Genomic DNA, 20,515 nt, shown 5'->3' with positions numbered 1-20,515 from the left:
TTTAAGTTAGTCCGCTTACCGCATAGCGGTATTGGCATCGAAAGTTCCCTCTTAGTTCAATCACTTGCCATTTGCTCCTCCGTTTAGGACGACTTCGTTTTCGTACGCTCCGATGCAGCTCTTATTTGGTTAAGAAAATCGGCAACCTGTCCGAATGGCGGCTCGTTCAAATCTTTGGGATGATTCGCGTCCCCGTTCACCCACAAGGTCTCCAACGGAATGCAGCCCCGGTAGCTGCTGTAACGAATTCGGGTAAACAGCTCATCCAGATCGATAAGAGCATCGGTGTTCGCCCCGGCCGGTTTTCGCTTCACCTGGAAGTTGACGGTATAAGGAAGGACTGCTTCGATATCGTCATACCAGGCGTAGTCAAGACCCGTTCGATCACGGAAGTTTCTGAAAAATCCGGTATCGTTGATCAGCCCCAGATTAGGATGATCCGCCCATTGCAAAATTCGGATCACTTGATCGGCTGTGCACACCATATCTCCGTGATTTTGCATGCCGACGACAACCCCTTTGCTCGCCCCGTACTCCGCGCATTGCTGAAGTGCAGGAACGATCCTTTCGCGGGCTATCTTTTCCCAGCCATGAGCTTCGATATCCTGCGGTACAGCTCCGTTAAACACTCTCATGACTGGAGCTCCCATCTCAGCCGCTACATCGATCCAATATTTGACTCGTTTCACATCCAGCTCACGTCTCTCTTGGCTCGGATCGGCAAAATCGTTCTTTACTCCTGTTCCGCTGACGGCGATTCCCAATTCCTCGCACAGCTTTCTGATATTGGCGGCATACTCAAAGATCTCACGGTCTGATTTGGTCGGCATCGAAGCATTGTCATACCCGGGAATGTAGTACGACGTTACATCCACGGCATCGAATCCCGCGTCTTTTGCAAACCGGATCACTTGCATCGTGTCGATCGGAGGCGCTCCGTCCGTGCTGCCGTTCATCCAAGAGTTCAGATTATGGCTGAAGCTGTAGAAGTTAAGGCCGAGCTTATAATCCCCGGTATAATAAGACCCTCTTGGATGATCCGCCAAATAGCGGCTGGTTGGAACCGGTTCGTATACTTGAACATTCTCTTGCCCGTTACTCATAATAACAACTCCTTCTCCAAAATAAATTCAATGGTTACGTACTGGATGTATGGATGAAAAACCAGGATGTTAGTGTGTCTGCACAAGTTTGAATTCATTATTGCATTAATTTATTGTATTAACGTTAATACATTGTTCTGTAATTTTATGTTAAGTGAGAAAGGTTTCTATGTCAACCATTTTCTTGCATCATCAATTTCATTTGTTTGCGGAATAATTTCACATGAGAAAAACTCCTATCGTAGCATTTCAGGGATGAACAACCTTAAAGCTTTGCTCTAGCAAAACTCGCTTCGTAAGCAAGGTAGTTTTTATCGCCAATTGGAAATCTCCGATACGCTTTATCGCTTTACCGAACTTTATCTTTCCATTTGCGGTTATAAAAAACGAGACTGCAATGATTCATGCAGCCTCGTCCCGAATCAAATGGATCTAGCGATTGAACTCTTGTCGGAAAGCGAAGGCTCTCCTTCGAGCTAAGGTCGGGCTTGGCAGAGCATGACGAACACGGACGAAAGATCGCGCATGACGCATCATCCCGGACGTCTTGCCGGCATCGCGGTAATTTGGCGAATCGCGATGAGACCTTTCTCATCCAACAGCAGCTCCGCATTGCCGGTGGTCGTTATTGCAGCCGGCATGACCGGCGGACGAAGCTCCGCTCGAATATAGGGCTGTCCCTGTATCGATACGGACAACACCTGCTCACTTAGCTTGATGCAAGCCGTTGCTCGCGACATCGATGAGAACAGCGGCCGGCCATCTCTGCGCAGGAAGCTGCCATAGCTGATGAAGCATCTCTCGATATCGGATCCGTCACTCGCGTCGGAATCGGCCGGACGCGTCAGCGCAACCAGATAAGCGTCCGTCTCCCAGCCATCACAGGTCCGAATGCAATTTCGATGCATAATTCGCCCGTCGGCACGCAGGTTTAGATGCACGTCCGTTCGTTTTCCTCCGCCTTCGATCCGTACACGGATTACTTCATCGCCTTCTGTGACTGTGACATCCGGTGCCTTGCGGTCAGGATCAACCGGAGCGATCGCTGTAATGAATTTGGTATCCAATCCCGACTGCACCGTTTCATAAGATAAATACTTCACTTTCGTATCCGGAGCATGATCGGCCAATCCCTCTTTTTCCTTTACCTTCAGCTCGCTCGGGAATAAATGCTGCACCGTAACTTCCGCCTCGCCATTTTGAATGCGTAGGTGTCCGTTCGACAGCGGTATCGCTTCCCCCTCATAATGCAGCAGCCATTGCAAAGTACCCGGCTCATGAGTCCGAATATCGTCAATGATTAACATGACGTCTTCCACCCACAGAAAATGGCGGTAATTCCGTGAAAAATGGAGCGAGGTCGGCCCTGTCGCATCGGCATACACATAGCGCAGGCCTTCGTGATCCACCAGGTGGTATACTTGCCCGGGCTCCTTCACCCCTCGCGCTATATCTTGTACCGGCTGTCCTTTGCCGTTATACAGCACTACGTTGTGAGCTACACTCTGCATGTAATAGCCTTGATATTCCGGACGGCCATACGAGCAGTTCCCGGAATCGATCAGCAGCGGCTTCCCATGATGGTACAGCACAAAGGAGCCTGCATCGGCGTGGGCATGATTCCAGGTGAAGCCCGACTTGACTGCCAGAAGCGTACTGTCTTTCTTCCAGCCGTCACGCATCACCGCCCAACCGATCTCGGGATAAATCACCGAAGCATGGTCGCATGACGGTGCTTCAGCCTTCCCCGTCCAAATCCGGTCATAATATATGATGTCATAGAAACCGACCGGCGATTTCCATTCCTGGACATACCAGCGCAAACGCGCATCGCCCCATCCATTCGCCATCAGCAGCTTCACTGCTTGTGCGCCTCCATTATGAATGTGGCCGTCACCGAAATTGACGGTCAGCGGCCTTTCGGATGCCGGATAAGTGGTATGCAGGAAGAAATCCCCCGCCTTCTCCAGCATCGGAATATCCGAGAAACCGGTATACCCGCGTGTTTCTTGCAAAGCAAGACGAAATACCAAGTATTCGTACAATCCGTAATTGGCATAGTTGACGCTTTCGTAGAACGCGCCTTCTTCATCGTAGTTCGGGCTTTTGCCGCCAAGTACGCTCCCTTTGTACAGGAAATACTCAGGGAAGATGCGGACGATTTCCTCCAGCCAGCCCTCCGCCTCTTTTTCCTCTTTCAGCACCGCCAGTACGCCTACACCGGCCAACGCGATCATAACCGCCCACCAATTGTGTCCCATCGAATCAAGCGTATGAATTCGGGTTTCGGCAAACACCCAATCCCTAAGCGTTGGCAGAACGCCCAGTCCGAGTAACGCTCCGCGCACAAGCCTGCGTTCTTCGTCACTCAGAATGTCATAGATGCAGTCGTAGCCTACAGCAAAACCGTGACAGAAGCGCGATGTATTCAGCTCGGAATGCCACGGCGGATCATTTCGGAGCAACCCCTTCCCGAACCATTTGTTATAGCCGCTATAGTGAAGCAAAGCGCTCTTCAGCTTTTCGCCGTAACGAAGATCCCCCGTCACTTGGAATACAAGGCCGAGCACGGTTCCCATTCTGGCCACCTGCTCGCTTGGAGGGCCGTAACGGCCATGCTGGGAATCCTCCCCGTCTGCGTAGGCTTCATCGACAAAAGTCTCCTTGAGCAGCTCGTCCGCCTGAGTGACGAAGCCGGTCCACTCCCGTTGAAGCGCTTCATCATGCCGCAACCGTTTAACAAAGGTGCCCACCCATGAACGATCGAAATATAAGTACGGATGCTGCTTACCATGCTCCATGTTCTTGCTTCCCCCTGTCCTATCCCTTTACAAATTCGAGTAAAGCTAAAAAGCAGCCCGCCTCAACCGGTTGACTGCTTCCCATCTATTGAATGCAATTACTTTTTCTTGGCCAATTCCTGTTCAATGGCCTTATCCGCATCCTCCTGGGTTTCCCTAAGGATCGTGTTGATGTCCTTCGCGCCTGTCGCCAGATTCGTGACGACCGCGTTGACTTTCCCCGCCACGATGACATGATACGGATTCGGAGGAGCCATTTTGGCAGGCTTGATTTTTAAGGCGCCTTGAATGTTCTTATCTTTTGTCAAAGGCAGGTCGGCAAGGAAATCTTTCCTGATGGATTCGTCGGCCAGAACGGTCAAACGACTGGAGCGATTCAAAATCTTTTGCACCTCCGGCGTAGTAAACAGCTGAATCGCGTCGAAGGCGGCTTCCTTGTTCTTGGAAGTTTTGGAAATGACCATCATCTGTGCGCCTGGATCAATCGTGACCCCCGGCTTATCCTTGAAGGCCGGAGCTCCGACCAGGTCGAAATTCAGCTGCGTTCCTGCTTTCTGAATGAAGCCGAGCGTATCCGGGATCCAGTTCAAATACATCGCCGTTTGCTGATCCTTCACGAAGCTATCCTGATTCGGCGGCATCTTGCCGTCGACGACCATCCCGGGAATTTGATAAAATTCGTGCACCCTCTCCAACACGGATTTGAACGCATCATTGTTGATGAGCGCTTTATTGGTGGCCGCATCGACCAGAGACATCGATCTTACCCGTGCGATAAACTCCGGATTCGGCGGAAGGCTGCCACGAAATTGCACGCCGCCGTCGTTGTACGTCATTTTTTTCACCAGATCGACGTATTCCTCCCACGTTATTCCGTCCTTTGGATACGGTACCCCGCGCTTATCGAACAAATCCTTGTTATAAAACAGCGCCATCTGGTTCAGCGCGAAAGGAATACCGTAAATTTCCCCCTTGGGTCCCAGCTCTTTAATCCAATCGATATTGGGGCTCGAAAATTTGGCCAAGTCCATTTTGCTGGACTTCACAAAGGAACTAAGATCCGAAGGAATATCCAAATCCTGAAGCACGGAAAATCTGGAGTTCGCGCTGTACACAATGTCCGGAGTCTGACCAGCCGCCACCAGCTTGGTGATATCGTCTCTTACGATCTTCAGCGTAATGTGCGGATATTTCTCCTTCAACGGCTTGATCATAATCTGATCGAATTCTTCATCCGTCATATTCAGAAAATACGGAGCCATGGTAAGCTCGACGGGAGTCTGCGGTTTGTTCTCCGCCGTTTGCTTGGCCGGTTCCGATTCCGGTGCCGTGGCGCTCGGGCTGCTGCAGCCGGACACCATCCCCATAAGCAGAGATGCGGCAACAAGATATGCCGGAGTTTGCTTGAACCGGAAAGTGCTGGATTTGGTCATAAGATTACCCCTTCAATATGATATTGTTGATCTTTCCATTCTCTTTTTCATCTGCGAGTTTTTCATGCTTCATTTGAAGATGTTGAATCATGGAAGACAATCGGCTTGAGGTCAAGTCATGATGGGGGCACTGCTTGCTGCATCAAACGGGTCGAATAGAGCTCACTCCAATGCAGGAAATATTGGTAATCCCGGGCATTTGCATAACCATTGTAAGCCCTTACATGATTATAACAAAGCATCTCCAACAACCAATGTCTTTTCTTTGTTCTAAAATGTTGTTGTATTGCGGTTCCTTTACTTATATAATCCAAGCATCAACCACATTCTGGGGATGGGTCCTGGTGCATCGAACCATTATTGTTCATGTTAAGGAGAGAATGCGTATATGAAGCTGATCGAGATGGTAGACTTTATTGGACGCGGCCCGTTTATTCTGAACTATAAGCATGAACGGATAGGCTCCGTCTACGATATGTTTCATTCTCATCAAGGAATTGAGCTGCTTTTCGTCCACGAGGGCACAGGCCATATCGTCCTGGATCAAAAAATTTATGCGATATCGCCTAACACGCTGATCCTGTTCCAGCCATACCAGCTGCATCGGGTGTATATGGATCCCGGCGCCGGCAAGTACATAAGAAGCGTGCTTAATTTGGATCCCGTGTTCCTGGATACCCGTCTGAAGCCATTCCCGGAGCTGCGAGCCTATTTCCGGCATTTATGGAAAGAGCATGTAATTCAGCAAATCTTTCCTCAAGAGGACCGGATGGAGCTGACCCTCCTGTATCAACGGTTTCATGCCCGGCTTAGACAGGCACCGCAGGAAACCCGATATGAAGAATTCGTCATCTTCATCATCTCGTTGCTCAATTACTTGAGAGATACTACTACCAGCGCAGTCAGCAGCCAGATCCGCACCGATCATCATACCGAAAAGGTGATGGAATGGGTGGAAGCTCATTTCAAGAAAAGGTTTTCGCTGGACGAGCTTGCCGCTGAGCTGCATTTATCGCCGTACTACATCTCTCATCTATTCAAGGAAATGACAGGCTTCTCCATCATGGATTATGTAATAGCGAGACGGCTCCGCGAAGCCTGTTTGCTTCTCGGAACAACCGATATGCCCGTCAACAGCATTTGCTATGAGATCGGTCTCGACAGTACCTCCTATTTCTCGCAATGGTTCAAGAAACATATCGGCATCTCTCCCAAAGCGTTCCGGAACGAAGTGGACGATAAGTTCAAAGTGTGACAGTGACATAAAAAAAAAGCCTTGCAGAGCGCTGCAGGCTTTATTTTTTGGGGATCGTATTATACGCCAATGAATCGGGACGGCTCCTTGCGAAGCCCGGCATATTCCAGGAAACGGACGATTTCCATATCCCAGAACTCCCATGTATGCCCGAGTCCTTCAACCTCATGATACAGATAGTCGTACGGATTCCCTTCCAACGAGGTGAAAAAATCGCGCACCAGCTCGTTCAAATCGAGCCAGGGATCGAGACTCCCGCACGCGTGGTATACTCTCGGCAGCACAGCTGAGTTGACCAGCGCTTCGCGTCCAAGATGCTTCAAGTCATTATCCGTATTCTTGATGCTGCCATCCCCGAACAAAAGAATCCGGTCCCGTGCCCGCTGGGACCCGTCATTGTCAAAGGCGATATCCGACTTGTCACCCGCCGAGAAGGCTCCGATCGCCGCATACTGCTCAGGACGCGCAAGTCCTACTCTCAAGCAGCCGTAACCGCCGTTCGAATAGCCGGATATGTAATTGTCCTCTCTAGCGGATGATAACTGAGGAAGCAGATGGCAAACCACCTTCGGCAGCTCATCCGCGACATATGTGAAAAACCTTCCTCCATGAACCATGTCGGTATAACAGGAATGATGCACTCCCGGTACTACTACGGCAATGCCGTATTCCAAGGCATACCTCTCTATGCGGCTCATCCTTAGCCATGCCGTTTCATCGCCATGACCTCCATGGAGAAGCCATAGCACCTTCATCTTCCCGTCCCCCGCATACGGACGCTTTTCCTGAGGCAGGATGACGTTGACGGTCATTTCCATCCCCAACGTCTCCGAGAACATATGCATCTCTATCAATGCCATAGGTGATTCCTCCTCTCACTCGACACGGGCATCGCGCACCGGCAGCCAGTCGAGAACGCGTTCGATGCACAGATCCCAGTATTTCCACCGGTGATCTCCCGGCCCCTCCTCGTAGGTGAGCGGAAGTCCCAGCCCGGCGGCATGCTCCTTGAAACGTACGTTGGCATCGTACAGAAAATCCTCCGTACCGCACCACGCATACAGCTGCGGACAGCTTTGCCCGGACTTGGCAATGGCGGTTGCAGCCGCAAAGAGATCGTTCCTGCCGCCTTCGAGCTGCTCTCTACTCCCGAATACATCGCCTGCAAGCTTAGGGCCGATCCGGTCCCAAACATCAACGGCATCCAACGCCCCGGAGAAGGACGCTGCGGCTGCATACTTGTCAGGAGCAAGCAGCCCCGCCTTCATCGCCCCGTAGCCGCCCATGGACAGTCCGGCAATGAACCGGTCCTCCCTTGCGCCGGAAAGCGGAAACATTCTTTCGCTGATCGCTGGCAGCTCCTCGGTCAAGAAGGAGAAATAATCGCGGCCTCTCGCCATATCCGTATACCATCCAAGATGTCCGGCAGGCATAATCACCGCCAGCGGGAGCTGTTCCACGTACCTCTCGATACTGGTACGCCGCATCCATGCCGTATGATCGTCGCTCATGCCGTGCAGCAAATACAGCGTCTGGTAAGGACCCGAATCACTCACTTTGCGTGATCCTCCGGAATGGTATTGAGGCAGCAGCACCTCCATCGGTACGGGCATCCGCAGTGTTTCGGAATGATAATGTACATGAAGCCAAGCCATGTTCAAAGCCTCCTCCAATCGAACCGTATCGTAATGATTGAACCTTGTAAGTATTCGGGATCCTCATAATGTATTCCTCTTGCAGAACCCGGATTATCTCTATTGTCCCTTTCCACTTTACGCATACCCTGATACAATAATTCGGGTGAATGCGCTGTTTGCCATATGTTCTATGCTTGCTGTTTAATGAGCTTATAGGGAGTGGAGTGTTTTTTGTCGTGGAATATGTATTGGTTCTATTGGTCGGGCTTGCGGCAGGCGCTATAAGCGGAGTCATTGGTACCGGCTCATCCATTATGCTATTGCCGGTTCTCGTCCTAGTATTCGGTCCCAAGCAAGCAGTGCCTATTATGGCGGTAGCTGCCGTCATGGCCAATATTTCGAGAATTATCGCCTGGTGGAGCGAAGTGAACTGGCGGGCCTTTGCCGCTTACTCGCTGCCGGGCGTGCCTGCTGCCGCCATTGGCGCGCGAACCCTGTTGGTACTGCCGGTAAGGATGATCGATATAGCGCTCGGAATGTTTTTCCTGCTGATGATCCCCGTCAGACATTGGCTTGATGCAAAGCATTATCGAATACGCTTATGGCAGCTTTCCGTCGCTGGAGCCATCATTGGCTTCTTGACCGGCCTGGTCCTGTCAACCGGACCTCTTAGCGTGCCCGCTTTTACTTCCTATGGACTGGTAAAAGGCGCATTTCTTGCTACAGAAGCGGCCAGCTCGCTCGCACTGTACGTCAGTAAAGTTGTAACATTCCAGGAGTCCGGGGCTCTGCCTGTCGAGATGATTATTCAAGGGCTCATCGTCGGTGCCTCTTTGATGGCCGGTACATTTCTTGCCAAGTCGGTTGTCAAGCGAATGAATACGTCCACGCACCGGTATGTGCTGGATATTTTATTGCTGTGTTCCGGAATCTCCATGCTGGTGGCGGCGTTCCACTGATTTGCCATCTTCCGCTGCAGCACATCTGATAATTCAACGATACGTTTACGCTGCACGCCTGCATAAAACAAAGGCTGCCGATCCTCATCGGCAGCCTTGAACTTTGTTTATCCCTATGCGAACTATGACCAATCACCAACCATGCCCGTTATCGCCCAGCTGCCGTCGGCTCGCCCCATTAACGAGACCGAGCTCCCGGCTGCAGCTGTTCCGATGGATGATTTTACGCCGGCAGGCGTAATAATGGAGCCGCCGGAAGAGGCTGCCAGACTAAGCCGGAATGGCGAATCCACATAAAATTGAAACGCCACGGAAGCTTTTGCAGCCGGCAGGGTTAGGACGATATCCCCGGATGCGCCGGTGTTAGTGATTTGGAAGCCGGTGTAATCAAAGGATAGGGAGCCCGATGCCGTAAACGCTCGAACCTTCACAGGCCGATTTTCCGCATACAGGTCTTCCGTTGAAGGATCTATAGAGTATAAGCTCTGGCCCCCGCCCAGTACGGAGCAATTAAAATATTGGACGTTGCGAATCAGCTCCGTCTTGTTCTTTCTCAATGTGAATCCGCGCTTCATCAGAGGCGCAGAGCGTAAATCCACCGATTCGCAATCTACATAGACCGCATTTCCTATCGACGTTCTTACTTGCTGCGGCACCGTGGTAAGTATGAACGAAGAACCGTTGCTGTACGGATCGTCCGGTTGATTCACCGTGTTGCAGTTGATGGCACGGCATCGGATATAGGATCGCTTCGCGCTGTCCGCGGAGAAGGATAAGTCCGAGAACCCCGAATACTGCTCGTTTTCCGCAATACAATCGATCAGCTTAATCTCCCCGGGTACGGCTTTTGCACCGTCTCCCCCATAGTTCATAGAGAAGCCGTATGAGTTTGCTTTCGTTTTGCAGCGGTCAAACATAATATCGATACTTTCACTTAGAGCTGTCGGCTTCAGCAGCGTTACCAGAAATCCGCGTCCCGTATTTCCCTCCGCTACGCATTGAACGAACCGGATATGTTTCAACAGATCCAGCTGGCTGTTCGGTTCAATATCCACCCCGCTCTGCGGCGCAGTTCCTTTGGTATTCGTGAACCGGCAGCTTTCCACCAGCAGACCGTCAACCGATATAACGGACAACCCTTGCCTGCGGTTATTGTTCGCTTTGCAATTCCGAAGCACAATATTTTTGCAGGACAGGACGGTCGATTCGAAATAGCCTACATAAAACCCGTCGCCACCGCTATCGTTAGCGTTAACGTTCTCGATCACCACATTCTCCGAGCCGCTGATATCGAAGATATGCGCCTGCTCTCCTGACGTGTAGGCCGCCTTATTCATGCGAAAGGTCGCCCCGTTCCCGTTGATGTACACATCCTTTACGGTCTTGATACGGATTAACCGTTCATAGGCAGGACCGACGCGGCTTAAGGTGTCCACCGCTTGAATAATCGTACCCGGCTCCAGCTCGATCGCAATTTGGCCCGGAATAAAAAGCTGTCCAGTCAAATAGTACCCTGCCCGCTGCTTCGGAATGAACAGCTTACGCCCGGTAGCGGCATTTAATGCCGCCTGCAGAGCCTGCGTGTCGTTCGTTACGCCGTCCGCTTTCGTCCCGAACCAGGAAGCAATCAGCGTATCCTCATAGATCCTCTTAAACCGGCATCCATTGGTTGACACCGCCACGGTCCCTGTATTATCGGGCGTCGTACTATCGTTCGGATCATAACGGAAAAATCCCTCTTGCCCTTCGTTCGTCACGTAGTACATGATCGTGGAATCCGGCTCGGTCTCGGCCCGCAGCTCCTCCAGCTTTACCGCCAAGCACAAATGCTCGTCAAGCAATGCCGCTAGTTCTTTCGGCTTTACTTTTTTGCTCTGGTCATATACGGATTGGGTGACGGTCATTTCATTGGCATAGGCGGTGGCCGATCCCGCCCCTTTCCATAACCCTGCGGTGATAGCGGCTGCTCCTCCCATTCCTAACACCGCCAGCAGCTTTCTGCGGCTAATCAGCGCATCCTGCTTATGTTGCCGTCCTGCTGCACTCTCTTCTTCAACCTTCTGGATCACAGCTTCAACCGATTCGTTTTCTTTATTGGATTGTACAGACATAACGGAGATCGCTCCTTTATCTCATTTGTCATCCGAAAAACTACAACCTGGATCAGCCTTTCAGCCCCGTAGATGCAATGCCTTGAACGAAATATTTTTGCGCGAACAGGAATACAACCAGCACAGGAACAATGGTGATGACCGCACCTGCCATTATCAGTGTCATCCGGTTTTGAACCTCATTTTTTAGAAACAGCAGCCCGAGAGGCAGGGTGAACATTTGCTTATCCTGCAAATAAATCAACGGCTCCAGCGTGTTATTCCAAGCGCTAATGAACGTGAAGACAGCAAGAGCCGACAAAGCCGGTTTAGCGAGCGGGAGGTAAATGCGAATGAAAATGGTCCAGGGATTCGCCCCATCCACCCATGCCGCATCGTAGAGCTCCCTCGGCAGCGTCTTAAAAAACTGGTGCAGCAGGAAGATCCCGAAGGCCCCTCCCAAAAAGCTTCTGAGTATAAGCGGGTAGAATGTATCCAATGCCCCGACAGACTTCCAAATGAAATATGTCGGAATCATCGTAATCTGGGAAGGCAGCATCATCGTCCCGAGCATCGCCATAAAAATCAAGTTGCGGCCGCGGAATTGGAAGAATGCAAGGCCATAAGCGACAACTGCGCAGGAGAGCACCGTTCCGATCAGATCAAGCAAGGTCACAAAAATACTGTTCAACGTAAATTGCAAGAAGTGAACCTCAATCCAAACCTGCTTGTAATTATTCCAAACGAAGGGGTCCGGAATCAGCTTAGGCGGCAAAGTCAGCTCCGAGCCCGGAGCAGTTAAGGAGGTCGACAGCATATACAGGAACGGGACGAGCATGATGACGGAACCCAGTGCCAGAATGACATAGGCGGCGGCATGCAAGCCGATGGACGGCTTATTCATAATGCACCCACCTCTTCTCTGCAAACTTTTGAATCATCGTGATGCACAGAATTATCAGGAACAGTCCCCAGGCCATCGCAGATGCGCTGCCCATTTTGAAATTCAAGAACGAATCGCGGTAAATCAGGATGTTGGGCACCATATTCCGGTCGGCAACCGAGATGACATCCCCTAGCATGACCAGGAACACGTCGAACGCATGAAACGCGGAAATCGTGGAAAGGATCATAACCATATACACCATGGGGGACACGAGAGGAACCGTTATTTTAGTAAATAAGGTCCAGCCCGATGCCCCGTCCATACGAGCTGCCTCCATCATTTCTTGCGAAATGTTCTGCATGCCGGCCAATATTAGAACCATGGAATACCCTGCACCCTTCCATATATTTACCAGGGCGATGGACCCAATAACGAGCCACCAGTTCCCGCTCCGGATCCAGTCCACAGGCTGGAGACCCATGGTCTGCAGAATCCAGTTAAGCAGACCGTACTCATTGTTGTAAATCCAGAGCCAGATCATGCCGCCCGCGACCCAAGGGGTAATAACGGGAAGGAAGAATACCATTCGGAATAACGATTTTCCCCGAATTTGCAGGTTGAGCAGATAAGCCAGAACAAGCGCAGCCAATGTTTGCAGAGGCACGAACAAAACCGCGAAATATCCGACATTGCGCAGCGAGAGCCAGAACACTTTCTGGTGCAGGAATTGAGTCCAGTTGCGCAATCCGATCCACTGCGGCGGGTTGAATAGATCCCACTTCGTAAAAGTCAGGTAGAAGGAGAATACGAATGGGAACAAGAAGAATACGAGCAGCTGCAGGACAAACGGTAAGGTAAACGCGAACCCCCACCAGCCTTGTTTGCGCATGGAAACACCCCTTCTCATCACTAATTCGGCTTACTTGTTGTCGTCGAGCACCTGCTGCACCTTTTGCTGTATTTCCTTCACTCCGTCTTCCGGAGTTCGCTTGCCGTCCATAATATCGTTCAGAATAGGCCCGGCCGCCGCTCTCCATTCATTCCACGACGGATTCTCGTCCAGTGTGCCTCCCGCTTCTTCGATGCCTTTCGTAAATGCCTTTTTGTTCGCCGGCTTGGAGGTTGATTTCTCCAGCTGTTCCAGCGCCGTCTTCTTCACAGGCAAGCTCGTTCCGCTTTCCGAAAGCAAGGTCTGTCCTTCGTCGCTCAAATAGTACTTAAGGAACGTCCAGCCCGCCTCCTTAACCTCCGGCTTCGATTTGGAGTACATCACCCATTGGTTAACTACCATAGGAACAAACCGTTTGCCGTCCATGCCGATCGGAATTTTGACCGTATCCCAGTCCAGATCGGGTTTGTTCTTATTGAGCGATACTTGGGTAGCATATTGGAAAAAGGTCATAGCCACCTTGCCGTTCTCGAAAAATTTGCCCGTATTGGCCGCTTCCCGGGTAGGGCTGATCTTCAGCTTGTTAATGGTATCCGCCCATGCCGTAAGTCCTTGAATCGATTTGGGATCTGCAAAGGTCGCTTTGGTCAGCGTCGGGTCCAACGCGGAGCCGCCGTATGCCCGCATCCACGGGAGCCAGCCAAGCGTAATATTGTTGCCCGCCTGGAAGCCGTAAATATCCGCTTTCCCGTCGCCGTTCGTATCCTTGGTCAGCTTCTTGGCGGCTTCGATCATATCGTTATAGGTCCAGTTGTCCGTAGGCAGCGGTACATTGTTTTCCGTGAATATCTGTTTATTAAAGGCTAGTGCTCCTGGGTTAATTCCGTGGGGAATGCCATAGATTTTGCCGTCGAGCTTGGCGGAGGTAAGAGCACTTACGTAGTCTTCCGTCTTCAAATCCCGTTTGATGTAAGGCTCCAAATTTTCAGCGACACCGCGTTTTCCGTAGCCTAGAATAACCGCATTTTCTTGCAGCCACAGATCAGGCGGATTATTTCCCGCAATGCGGGTGACGATTTTGGTCACGAAATCAGCCCAAGGCGTCTCCTCAATTTCCAGCTTAATGTTCGGATATTTGGCTTGAAAGTTGTCAATCAGCTTCTTGCTTGTAATGTCATACCCGCCAGGCAAGCCGATCTTCAGAGTGACGGGATTGGATGATGGCGTAGTCCCCGGTGCTGTCGTGCTGTTCGCACCTGGCCCGCTCTCTGTCGATGTTCCGGTAGAACAAGCCGTTAGGGAAAAAGCCATGATGAGTCCGACAACTGCCGTCTTTTTGTTCATGAGAATAACCTCCCGTTAACCATAAAGTGATTGCACTTTTTTAGCGGCTGTTACGATTTGACTGCATCAAGTATTTGACCGTCCTGCAGCAATCGGCTGCGCAAGAGCCGGTAGTCCAGATCCTGCAATGCGCACTGGTGCTCTAGAGCTAAGGCGGCGGCCGTTGCGGCGGATTGCCCGAGAATCATGAACACGGGCTCCATTCGGATAGATCCATAGGCAATATGCGTTGACGACAGGCACACGGGGACGAGCAGATTCGTACACTGTTCTCCCTTAGGGATAATAGCGCGGTAAGAGATCGGATACGGACCGTTCGGACTGATTTCGACATTCCCCTCGTTAATGCACCGTCCGTCGAGAACCAGCCGTCTGCAGTTATGGGAATCCATAGTGTACGCAGCCAAGCCTATAGAATCCTCCTCGACTCGGTAGTGGCGGCAATGCTGCTCCGTCATGACCACCTCAGCTATCATTCGTCTCGCTTCACGGATATACAGCTGGTGCGGCCATCCGCCGGTTGCCCGGAATTCATCGGCGGGCAGTCCCCATTCCCGGACCTCCGCTCGGACCGATGCGGGGACACTCTCGTCATTCGCCAGGAAATACAGCATTCCCATGTTGTAATGCACATGCTCTTGAAAAAGCTGCTCGCGGCGTGCATAATCGGCCTCCGGCCAGTCATAGTTCCTGCCGATATAATCGGTCGAAACCCCGCCCCAATTATTTAAATCGCTCTTGAAGCTCGGCATCTCCTTATTAAGCCTTAACGCGTCCCAAACTCCATTACGGATATACCGCGCCAGCAATGCAAATTCATCGCGGTTATAGTTGGGCGGTTCGGGATAAGGAAGCTGATTGTCCTTGTTGCGGCTCAAGCATATGCGGAAGTTATAGGCTTGCACCGAGCTGTCGCCTTGGCCTTGTACTCCCGGCGCGGCATCGGTAACCCCAGGCAGCAGCCCGCTGTCGATTTTGCCTTCTTTTACATAGGGGTCCACCCAGGCCATAAAGTTATGTTTGGGGTGACCGAAATGAATTCCGTTCAAAATCTCTTGATACACCGAATTCGATTCTCTTCCCACATGATACGAAACGCCCGCCTGCGCAAGCAGATCGCCTTCATAGGAAGCATCAATGAACATCGGTGCCGAAAATGTATTTCCGTTCTCCATGGTCAGCTTCCGTATACGTCCCGAGTGCATCTCTACGGATTCCAAATGCTGCTCATAGTATACCGGTATCCCGGCTTGCTCCAACCACTCCACATAGATGCGCTCCGCCACATGCGGCTCGAAAGCCCACGCTCTTCCGTCAGGCTCCTTACTGTCGTAATATTGACCAAGCGCACGGTAGAATTCGCTCGATATGCCGCCAATTGCCGCTGCCTCTCCCACATCCGTACGTCCGAGCCCGCTTGCCGTCATGCCTCCTATATGCTGGCTGAATTCGGCGATCACGGCTTTTAAGCCCATGCGGCTTGCTTGCACGGCTGCTGCAATTCCGGCCGGTGTGCCGCCGTAAATACACAGATCCGCTTCGACATGCAGTGCGGAGGTTGAATCCTTGCTGGAAGGCTTGTAGTAGTACAACTTGGAAAAGCTGCCCATGCCCATTCGGCATCCCTCTTTCTTTGCCATTAGTTTAGTGTGCCCTGCTATAATTGAGCTTTTGCAGCTGCTGCAGGAGAGTAGCGGATTGTGCTGAGCTCGGGAGTTGCCAGCTTTTTGCCGAGATGCAGCGATTCCATGCTCATATTGATCATTCCGGTGGTGAGAAAAGTCCGTTCCGCACAAACCGTTGATTGTCCTGCTATGACCATCTGCTCGATTCGTCTCGTCAGCTCGGCGAAATGGCGATAAGGACGTCCCGGCTCGCTGCTGCAGCGTGAGGCTGTAATTTCCCCGTCCCCTCCGCGGAAGGCATACACCCACTCTTTTACAAAACGCTGCAGCTGGAGAACGTAACCCTTCACACCGTCGCGATATTCCACCATGAACAGCGTGGGGATGTCGACATGGTCTCTCGGATGGCCTGGAATTTCCTCACTGGTCATTTGTAACGCTTGGAGCATCAAATCCTCAGGAACCTTACCTTGATCCATCGCAGCCCAGACGGAACGCCCCTCCAAAGCCTGAACGGAAACGATCCCCTGCTCGCCGCCCTCTCTTTGCTCGGCAAGTGACTGCAGCACTTCCATCCCATGAAAGCCATAAGATTCGAGACCAAGCCAGCTGATTACGAAAATCTCCTGTACCTTATTTAACTTGCCGGTTGGGTAGTCCGGCACTTGAGGCGTAAGAGGTATAGAGGATCCGCCTAGAAACGGCAATCCTCTCTTCTTCAGCTCACCGTAAATCCACTGTGCGTCATCCATTCGATAAGACAAATGCTTGTCGTTGAATATAGGCACTGCCAACCCTAGTTTATCCATCGCCTTGAAAGCTTCTTCAAAGAAACGGCGTCGCGGATACAGCTTCTGACGCTTCTCATTCCACGGATAGTCCCCATGCTCACCGATCAAAAGGATCCCGTCGATCGAACTGCCGTTTCGCTCGATGGCAATAGCTTCTTCGATCGTTGTGCAGACGGCAACGCCATGTGCCTGTGCTTCAGCCAACCCCATATCGTTAGCTGGAACCTGATCCAGGTACAAGGACGCTACGTCGATTTGCGGATGATACCCGAATTGGCCCAGCAGCCTGCCAAGGATTACTTCTGCATGGGAATCGGAACGGTATTCGGTTACGATTGCAGCCACTTGTTTGCGTCGTGCCGGTCCGCTCATCCTTCGACTTCCATCCTTTCATTCATCCAATTAACCACTTGTTCGAGCCAGCTTGCCGTCGATTGTATAATGGATTGCAAGCATTCAGCACCCTTTACGGCATCGGCATGAGTGTAACCATCCGTATACCCGTCCGCTCCCGTCAGCTGTCCATGCTTTCCTACAAAGGAGCCTGCTGGCCCCGCGTTAATCCATGAACGCTGCGGATGCAACGGTTGTGCTGCCCGATCGGGGGCTTCGATCCAATCCGGTTCAAGGGCTGCGACGAGCGAAGCTTCGAATCCTCCCGCATGACCCGGGACCATCCCCATATCCTGGGCGTTCTGCTCGTTAAGAGCCGTTCTCGATAGGCTCCAATAAGAGGAAGACGCAGTCCAGATGTCATGCTTCACGGCCAAATCCTGTGCGGCCTGATGCATTAATGGCTCGTTGCCCCCGTGAGCGTTCAGAAAGATGATTTTCCGGAAGCCTCCTCTCACCAAGCTTTCGCCGATATCATTCAACATCGCAAGATAGGTAGACGAGGTGAACGATAATGTACCGCCGAAGGCCAAATGGTGCTGCGAGCATCCTATAGTCAGCGTTGGTGCCAGCAGCAGCTTCATAGTGCTCGACGCCTTCCTGCAGGCTTCCAGCGCAATATGATTGCCAATGATACTGTCGGTAAACACCGGAAGATAGGGACCGTGCTGTTCGGTAGCGGCAAGCGGGACAACCACGGCATAGCCTTCCGCTGCATGGCGATTTAATACTTCCCGGGTCTTACGGTGGAACAAGAAGCCGTCGTTCATAGCGAGAACCCCCCGTCTACAGCTACCAAAGCTCCGGTAACATACGAAGCACCGTCGGACAGCAGAAAGGCTGCCAGCTCCGATACTTCCTCCGGTGTCCCCGACCGTCCAAGCGGCGTCTGCTCGGCTACCGCTTCGCGAAAGGAAAGCGGCATGGCGGCAAGCGCCTCCTGCGTCTTAATGTCGCCCGGCAGCAGCACATTGGCTCGGATCCCTTTGTCTGCGTAATCGGAAGCAATGACGCGAGTCATTTGATTGACGCCCGCTTTGGCTGCGCCATACGCCAGACAGGCCGGTTTTACCATCTGACTTAAGACGGACGATGTGTTGAGGATAGCACCGCCACCAGTCTCAATCATGAGCGGGAGCGAATATTTATTCATCAGAAAGGTGCTGGTCAGCGTGCCGAGTATCACCTGGTTCCATTCCTCTAAGGATAGCTCCAGTGCCGGTTTATAGATTTGGGTATAGGCGTTGTGGTACAATCCGTCCAATCGCCCCCAACGATCCTGAATTGCTTGCATCCCCAACTGGATTTGGGATTCGTCTCGTGCGTCCAGCTGCAAATACATAACTTGCTCTTGCCATACTTTCTCATCCAGCACTTTGCCAAGCTTCAGAGCAGCGCCCTCCGGATCAGCCAGATCGCTTGCAATGACAACGGCTCCCCGTTCTGCAAACAGTTTAACCGCCGACAATCCGAGCTTGCCTAACGATCCTGTAATATGAATTACTTTATTGTGCAGCTGCAACATTGTCATCCTCCCATGAAGGCAGTTTTAACCTTGATCGGTCTCCATCAACAAGCAGGCGGTCAGCGAGGCGGACCAGTGAAAATCGCGAACCACATCCATTTTCCGTCTGATGTCATAGATCCCTGACGTAGGACCTTTTCTATCGCAGGCTGGAGGCGGAATTTGACCGGAAGAATCGTAATATTCGAAGATAACGCCGAACTGCTCGTAATTGCTTTGGACCATTTCGATTGTCGTGGCGGCCAGCTCGTTCGCCTCTTCCACTCTACCCTGCTTAATCAATCCCATGTACACAAGATAATTCATATTGATCCATACCGGCCCTCTCCACATGTCCGTTCCATAGGTCGGTTCCGATAGGGCTGTTGTCGGGACAGGGTACTTCGTCAGAAAATGCCGCGGATCCCGCAAATGGCTGATTAACCGCTCCGTCCGCTCTTGCGGCAGCGGCTTAAGCAGCAGCGGCAGCAACCCGCTCACCGCTCTCACCCGAGAGCTGCTGCCGTCCATCTCTCTATCAAAATAGAAGCCTTCATGTTCGTCCCAGAGCAGCAACTGGATCTGTTCATTCAGATAGGAAGCCTTCTTCCTCCAATACTCCGCTTTCTCTTCTTCCCCGAGCACATCAGCTATTAATGAGATACATTCAGCCTCGTGAGCGGCGAATACGGAGAAATCGACTGCGTCCAGCGTGGCGGCGCGATCAAACCTTGGGGAATTATCCATTCCGGATTCTCCGGAGCGGCACAGCGGATTGCCTTCGATCATCCACTCCAACAGCCCGTTGCCATTCCGGTCTCTATTCGTCAAGTCCCAGGTAAGATACCGTTCCAGGACAGGAAGCGCATATTGCAGGTGAGCGAGGCGCTTAGTGTGAAGGTAATTTTCCCATACGCCCCAGGCAAGCAGCGGAGGCTGAGTTATGCTCGAGCACGTACCGTCAACTCTGGTCATATGAGGGATCATTCCGCTCTCCAGCTGTGTATCCAGTACGGATTTTAGAAAATCCCAGGATAACAGAGGATCCAGCTTATTCATGGCTATCGTATGAAATACGGAATCCCACAGCCACATAGCTTGATGGGGAACGCGGTCCGGAGTCGACCATCGCTGTTGAATAACGCCCTCGGGAGAGAGCGTATTCACTTTCATAACGCTGAAGCATTTGTTTAGCAGCTGCTGTTTCGTTGAATCGGCAATTGTAGGAACATTCCGGTAAAACCGCAGCCTATCTTCCGCTGTCTTCGCAGCATCCAGCTCCAACCCTTCCAATGCCCGCTTTGATGCCTCTTCGACCTGCCGTCCGAAAGCCAGCGACCAACGTTCCTTATCCCGAACAAGCACCACCGCATCCTGCCCGTTCTTCGATTTTGTAATAATAAGATTGTCTTCCCGCCACGATTCACCGCCATCGCTCTGCTCGAAGCTTAATTGTATAAGGACTGCCGATGGTGCAGTTCCTATGAGCGTATGCCAGCTGGAATACACAGCCAGTAAGCTTCCTTCCTCCAATTCGGTCAGGAGCACGTCTCCCGTGCAAATCCTTACGTTACCAGACTGAGGAACTTCAAACGACAGCAATCTCCGCTGGGGTGTATGGAATAACAAGCTGTACCCCGTCGCTCCTAGTGAAGCTACGAATCCGGAGCTCGAATCCGTCGGTCCGTCATAACCGGAGAAGGCGAATAATGCCCCTTCCTTCCAAATATCAGGTAAATGTGATTGAACATGCAATGGCGTCAAGCTCGTCAACGGACTCTCTCCCCTTATGAATTGCTTTTATT

General features: G+C 51.7%; 16 protein-coding genes. 2 read left to right on the top strand and 14 right to left on the bottom strand.

Annotated features, from left to right (window positions below):
• Positions 1-83: 83 nt before the first annotated feature.
• The 3 genes from ACFQ88_RS02770 to ACFQ88_RS02760 form a co-directional block, all read right to left on the bottom strand.
• Positions 84-1,103, bottom strand: a complete 1,020-nt coding sequence (locus ACFQ88_RS02770) for a sugar phosphate isomerase/epimerase family protein (RefSeq protein ID WP_379451595.1) — start codon at positions 1,101-1,103, stop codon at positions 84-86.
• A 533-nt stretch (positions 1,104-1,636) separates the two neighbouring features.
• Positions 1,637-3,904: a heparinase II/III domain-containing protein gene (locus ACFQ88_RS02765; protein ID WP_379451592.1), complete on the bottom strand. Its 2,268-nt coding sequence runs from the start codon at positions 3,902-3,904 to the stop codon at positions 1,637-1,639.
• 98 nt (positions 3,905-4,002) lie between these two features.
• Positions 4,003-5,337, bottom strand: a complete 1,335-nt coding sequence (locus ACFQ88_RS02760; protein WP_379451590.1) for an ABC transporter substrate-binding protein — start codon at positions 5,335-5,337, stop codon at positions 4,003-4,005.
• A gap of 388 nt (positions 5,338-5,725) precedes the next feature.
• On the opposite strand from ACFQ88_RS02760, the gene ACFQ88_RS02755 reads away from it, so the two are divergent.
• Positions 5,726-6,592: a helix-turn-helix transcriptional regulator gene (locus ACFQ88_RS02755; RefSeq protein WP_239634905.1), complete on the top strand. Its 867-nt coding sequence runs from the start codon at positions 5,726-5,728 to the stop codon at positions 6,590-6,592.
• A gap of 59 nt (positions 6,593-6,651) precedes the next feature.
• Here the strand turns inward: ACFQ88_RS02755 and ACFQ88_RS02750 are convergent, their stop codons facing one another.
• Together ACFQ88_RS02750 and ACFQ88_RS02745 are read right to left on the bottom strand one after the other, a co-directional pair.
• Positions 6,652-7,452 carry an alpha/beta hydrolase gene (locus tag ACFQ88_RS02750; RefSeq protein WP_379451588.1) on the bottom strand — a complete coding sequence of 267 codons (801 nt, stop codon included), beginning with the start codon at positions 7,450-7,452 and terminating at the stop codon, positions 6,652-6,654.
• A 15-nt stretch (positions 7,453-7,467) separates the two neighbouring features.
• Positions 7,468-8,247, bottom strand: a complete 780-nt coding sequence (locus ACFQ88_RS02745; protein ID WP_379451586.1) for an alpha/beta hydrolase — start codon at positions 8,245-8,247, stop codon at positions 7,468-7,470.
• 218 nt (positions 8,248-8,465) lie between these two features.
• On the opposite strand from ACFQ88_RS02745, the gene ACFQ88_RS02740 reads away from it, so the two are divergent.
• The gene (locus ACFQ88_RS02740) at positions 8,466-9,188 is read left to right on the top strand and encodes a sulfite exporter TauE/SafE family protein (RefSeq protein WP_379451584.1); all 723 of its coding nucleotides are present in this window, start codon (positions 8,466-8,468) and stop codon (positions 9,186-9,188) included.
• Between the two features lie 122 nt (positions 9,189-9,310).
• Here ACFQ88_RS02740 and ACFQ88_RS02735 read toward each other — a convergent pair whose 3' ends face one another.
• From ACFQ88_RS02735 to ACFQ88_RS02695, 9 genes are read right to left on the bottom strand one after another with little or no spacing between them, the layout of a single operon-like run.
• Positions 9,311-11,299 carry a right-handed parallel beta-helix repeat-containing protein gene (locus ACFQ88_RS02735; RefSeq protein ID WP_379451582.1) on the bottom strand — a complete coding sequence of 663 codons (1,989 nt, stop codon included), beginning with the start codon at positions 11,297-11,299 and terminating at the stop codon, positions 9,311-9,313.
• Positions 11,300-11,351: 52 nt separating this feature from the next.
• On the bottom strand, positions 11,352-12,182 hold the full coding sequence (locus tag ACFQ88_RS02730) for a carbohydrate ABC transporter permease (RefSeq protein ID WP_379451580.1): 831 nt from the start codon (positions 12,180-12,182) through the stop codon (positions 11,352-11,354).
• Entirely contained in the window at positions 12,175-13,053 is an 879-nt protein-coding gene (locus tag ACFQ88_RS02725) for a carbohydrate ABC transporter permease (protein ID WP_239634899.1), read from the bottom strand. The genes ACFQ88_RS02730 and ACFQ88_RS02725 overlap by 8 nt, the downstream gene beginning before the upstream one ends.
• 30 nt (positions 13,054-13,083) lie before the next feature.
• Complete coding sequence (locus ACFQ88_RS02720; protein WP_379451577.1) at positions 13,084-14,397, bottom strand: ABC transporter substrate-binding protein; 1,314 nt, start codon at positions 14,395-14,397, stop codon at positions 13,084-13,086.
• Between the two features lie 50 nt (positions 14,398-14,447).
• Positions 14,448-16,037, bottom strand: coding sequence for an FAD-dependent oxidoreductase (locus tag ACFQ88_RS02715; protein WP_379451575.1), 1,590 nt, complete (start codon positions 16,035-16,037; stop codon positions 14,448-14,450).
• 17 nt (positions 16,038-16,054) lie between these two features.
• Positions 16,055-17,185, bottom strand: a complete 1,131-nt coding sequence (locus ACFQ88_RS02710) for a hypothetical protein (protein ID WP_379451573.1) — start codon at positions 17,183-17,185, stop codon at positions 16,055-16,057.
• On the bottom strand, positions 17,182-17,976 hold the full coding sequence (locus tag ACFQ88_RS02705) for a creatininase family protein (protein WP_379451571.1): 795 nt from the start codon (positions 17,974-17,976) through the stop codon (positions 17,182-17,184). The genes ACFQ88_RS02710 and ACFQ88_RS02705 overlap by 4 nt, the downstream gene beginning before the upstream one ends.
• Positions 17,973-18,731: an SDR family NAD(P)-dependent oxidoreductase gene (locus tag ACFQ88_RS02700; RefSeq protein ID WP_379451569.1), complete on the bottom strand. Its 759-nt coding sequence runs from the start codon at positions 18,729-18,731 to the stop codon at positions 17,973-17,975. Before ACFQ88_RS02700 ends, ACFQ88_RS02705 begins: the two co-directional genes overlap by 4 nt.
• A 24-nt stretch (positions 18,732-18,755) precedes the next feature.
• A complete protein-coding gene (locus tag ACFQ88_RS02695; protein ID WP_379451567.1) occupies positions 18,756-20,483 on the bottom strand; it encodes an amylo-alpha-1,6-glucosidase in 1,728 nt (575 codons plus the stop codon).
• Positions 20,484-20,515: the final 32 nt, after the last annotated feature.

The organism is Paenibacillus sp. NPDC056579 (genome assembly GCF_042793215.1).
In the GTDB taxonomy this organism is placed as follows: Bacteria; Bacillota; Bacilli; order Paenibacillales; family NBRC-103111; genus Paenibacillus_S.
Note: the sequence above shows the minus strand (reverse complement) of the source record. Positions and strands in the feature narration are given on the sequence as shown.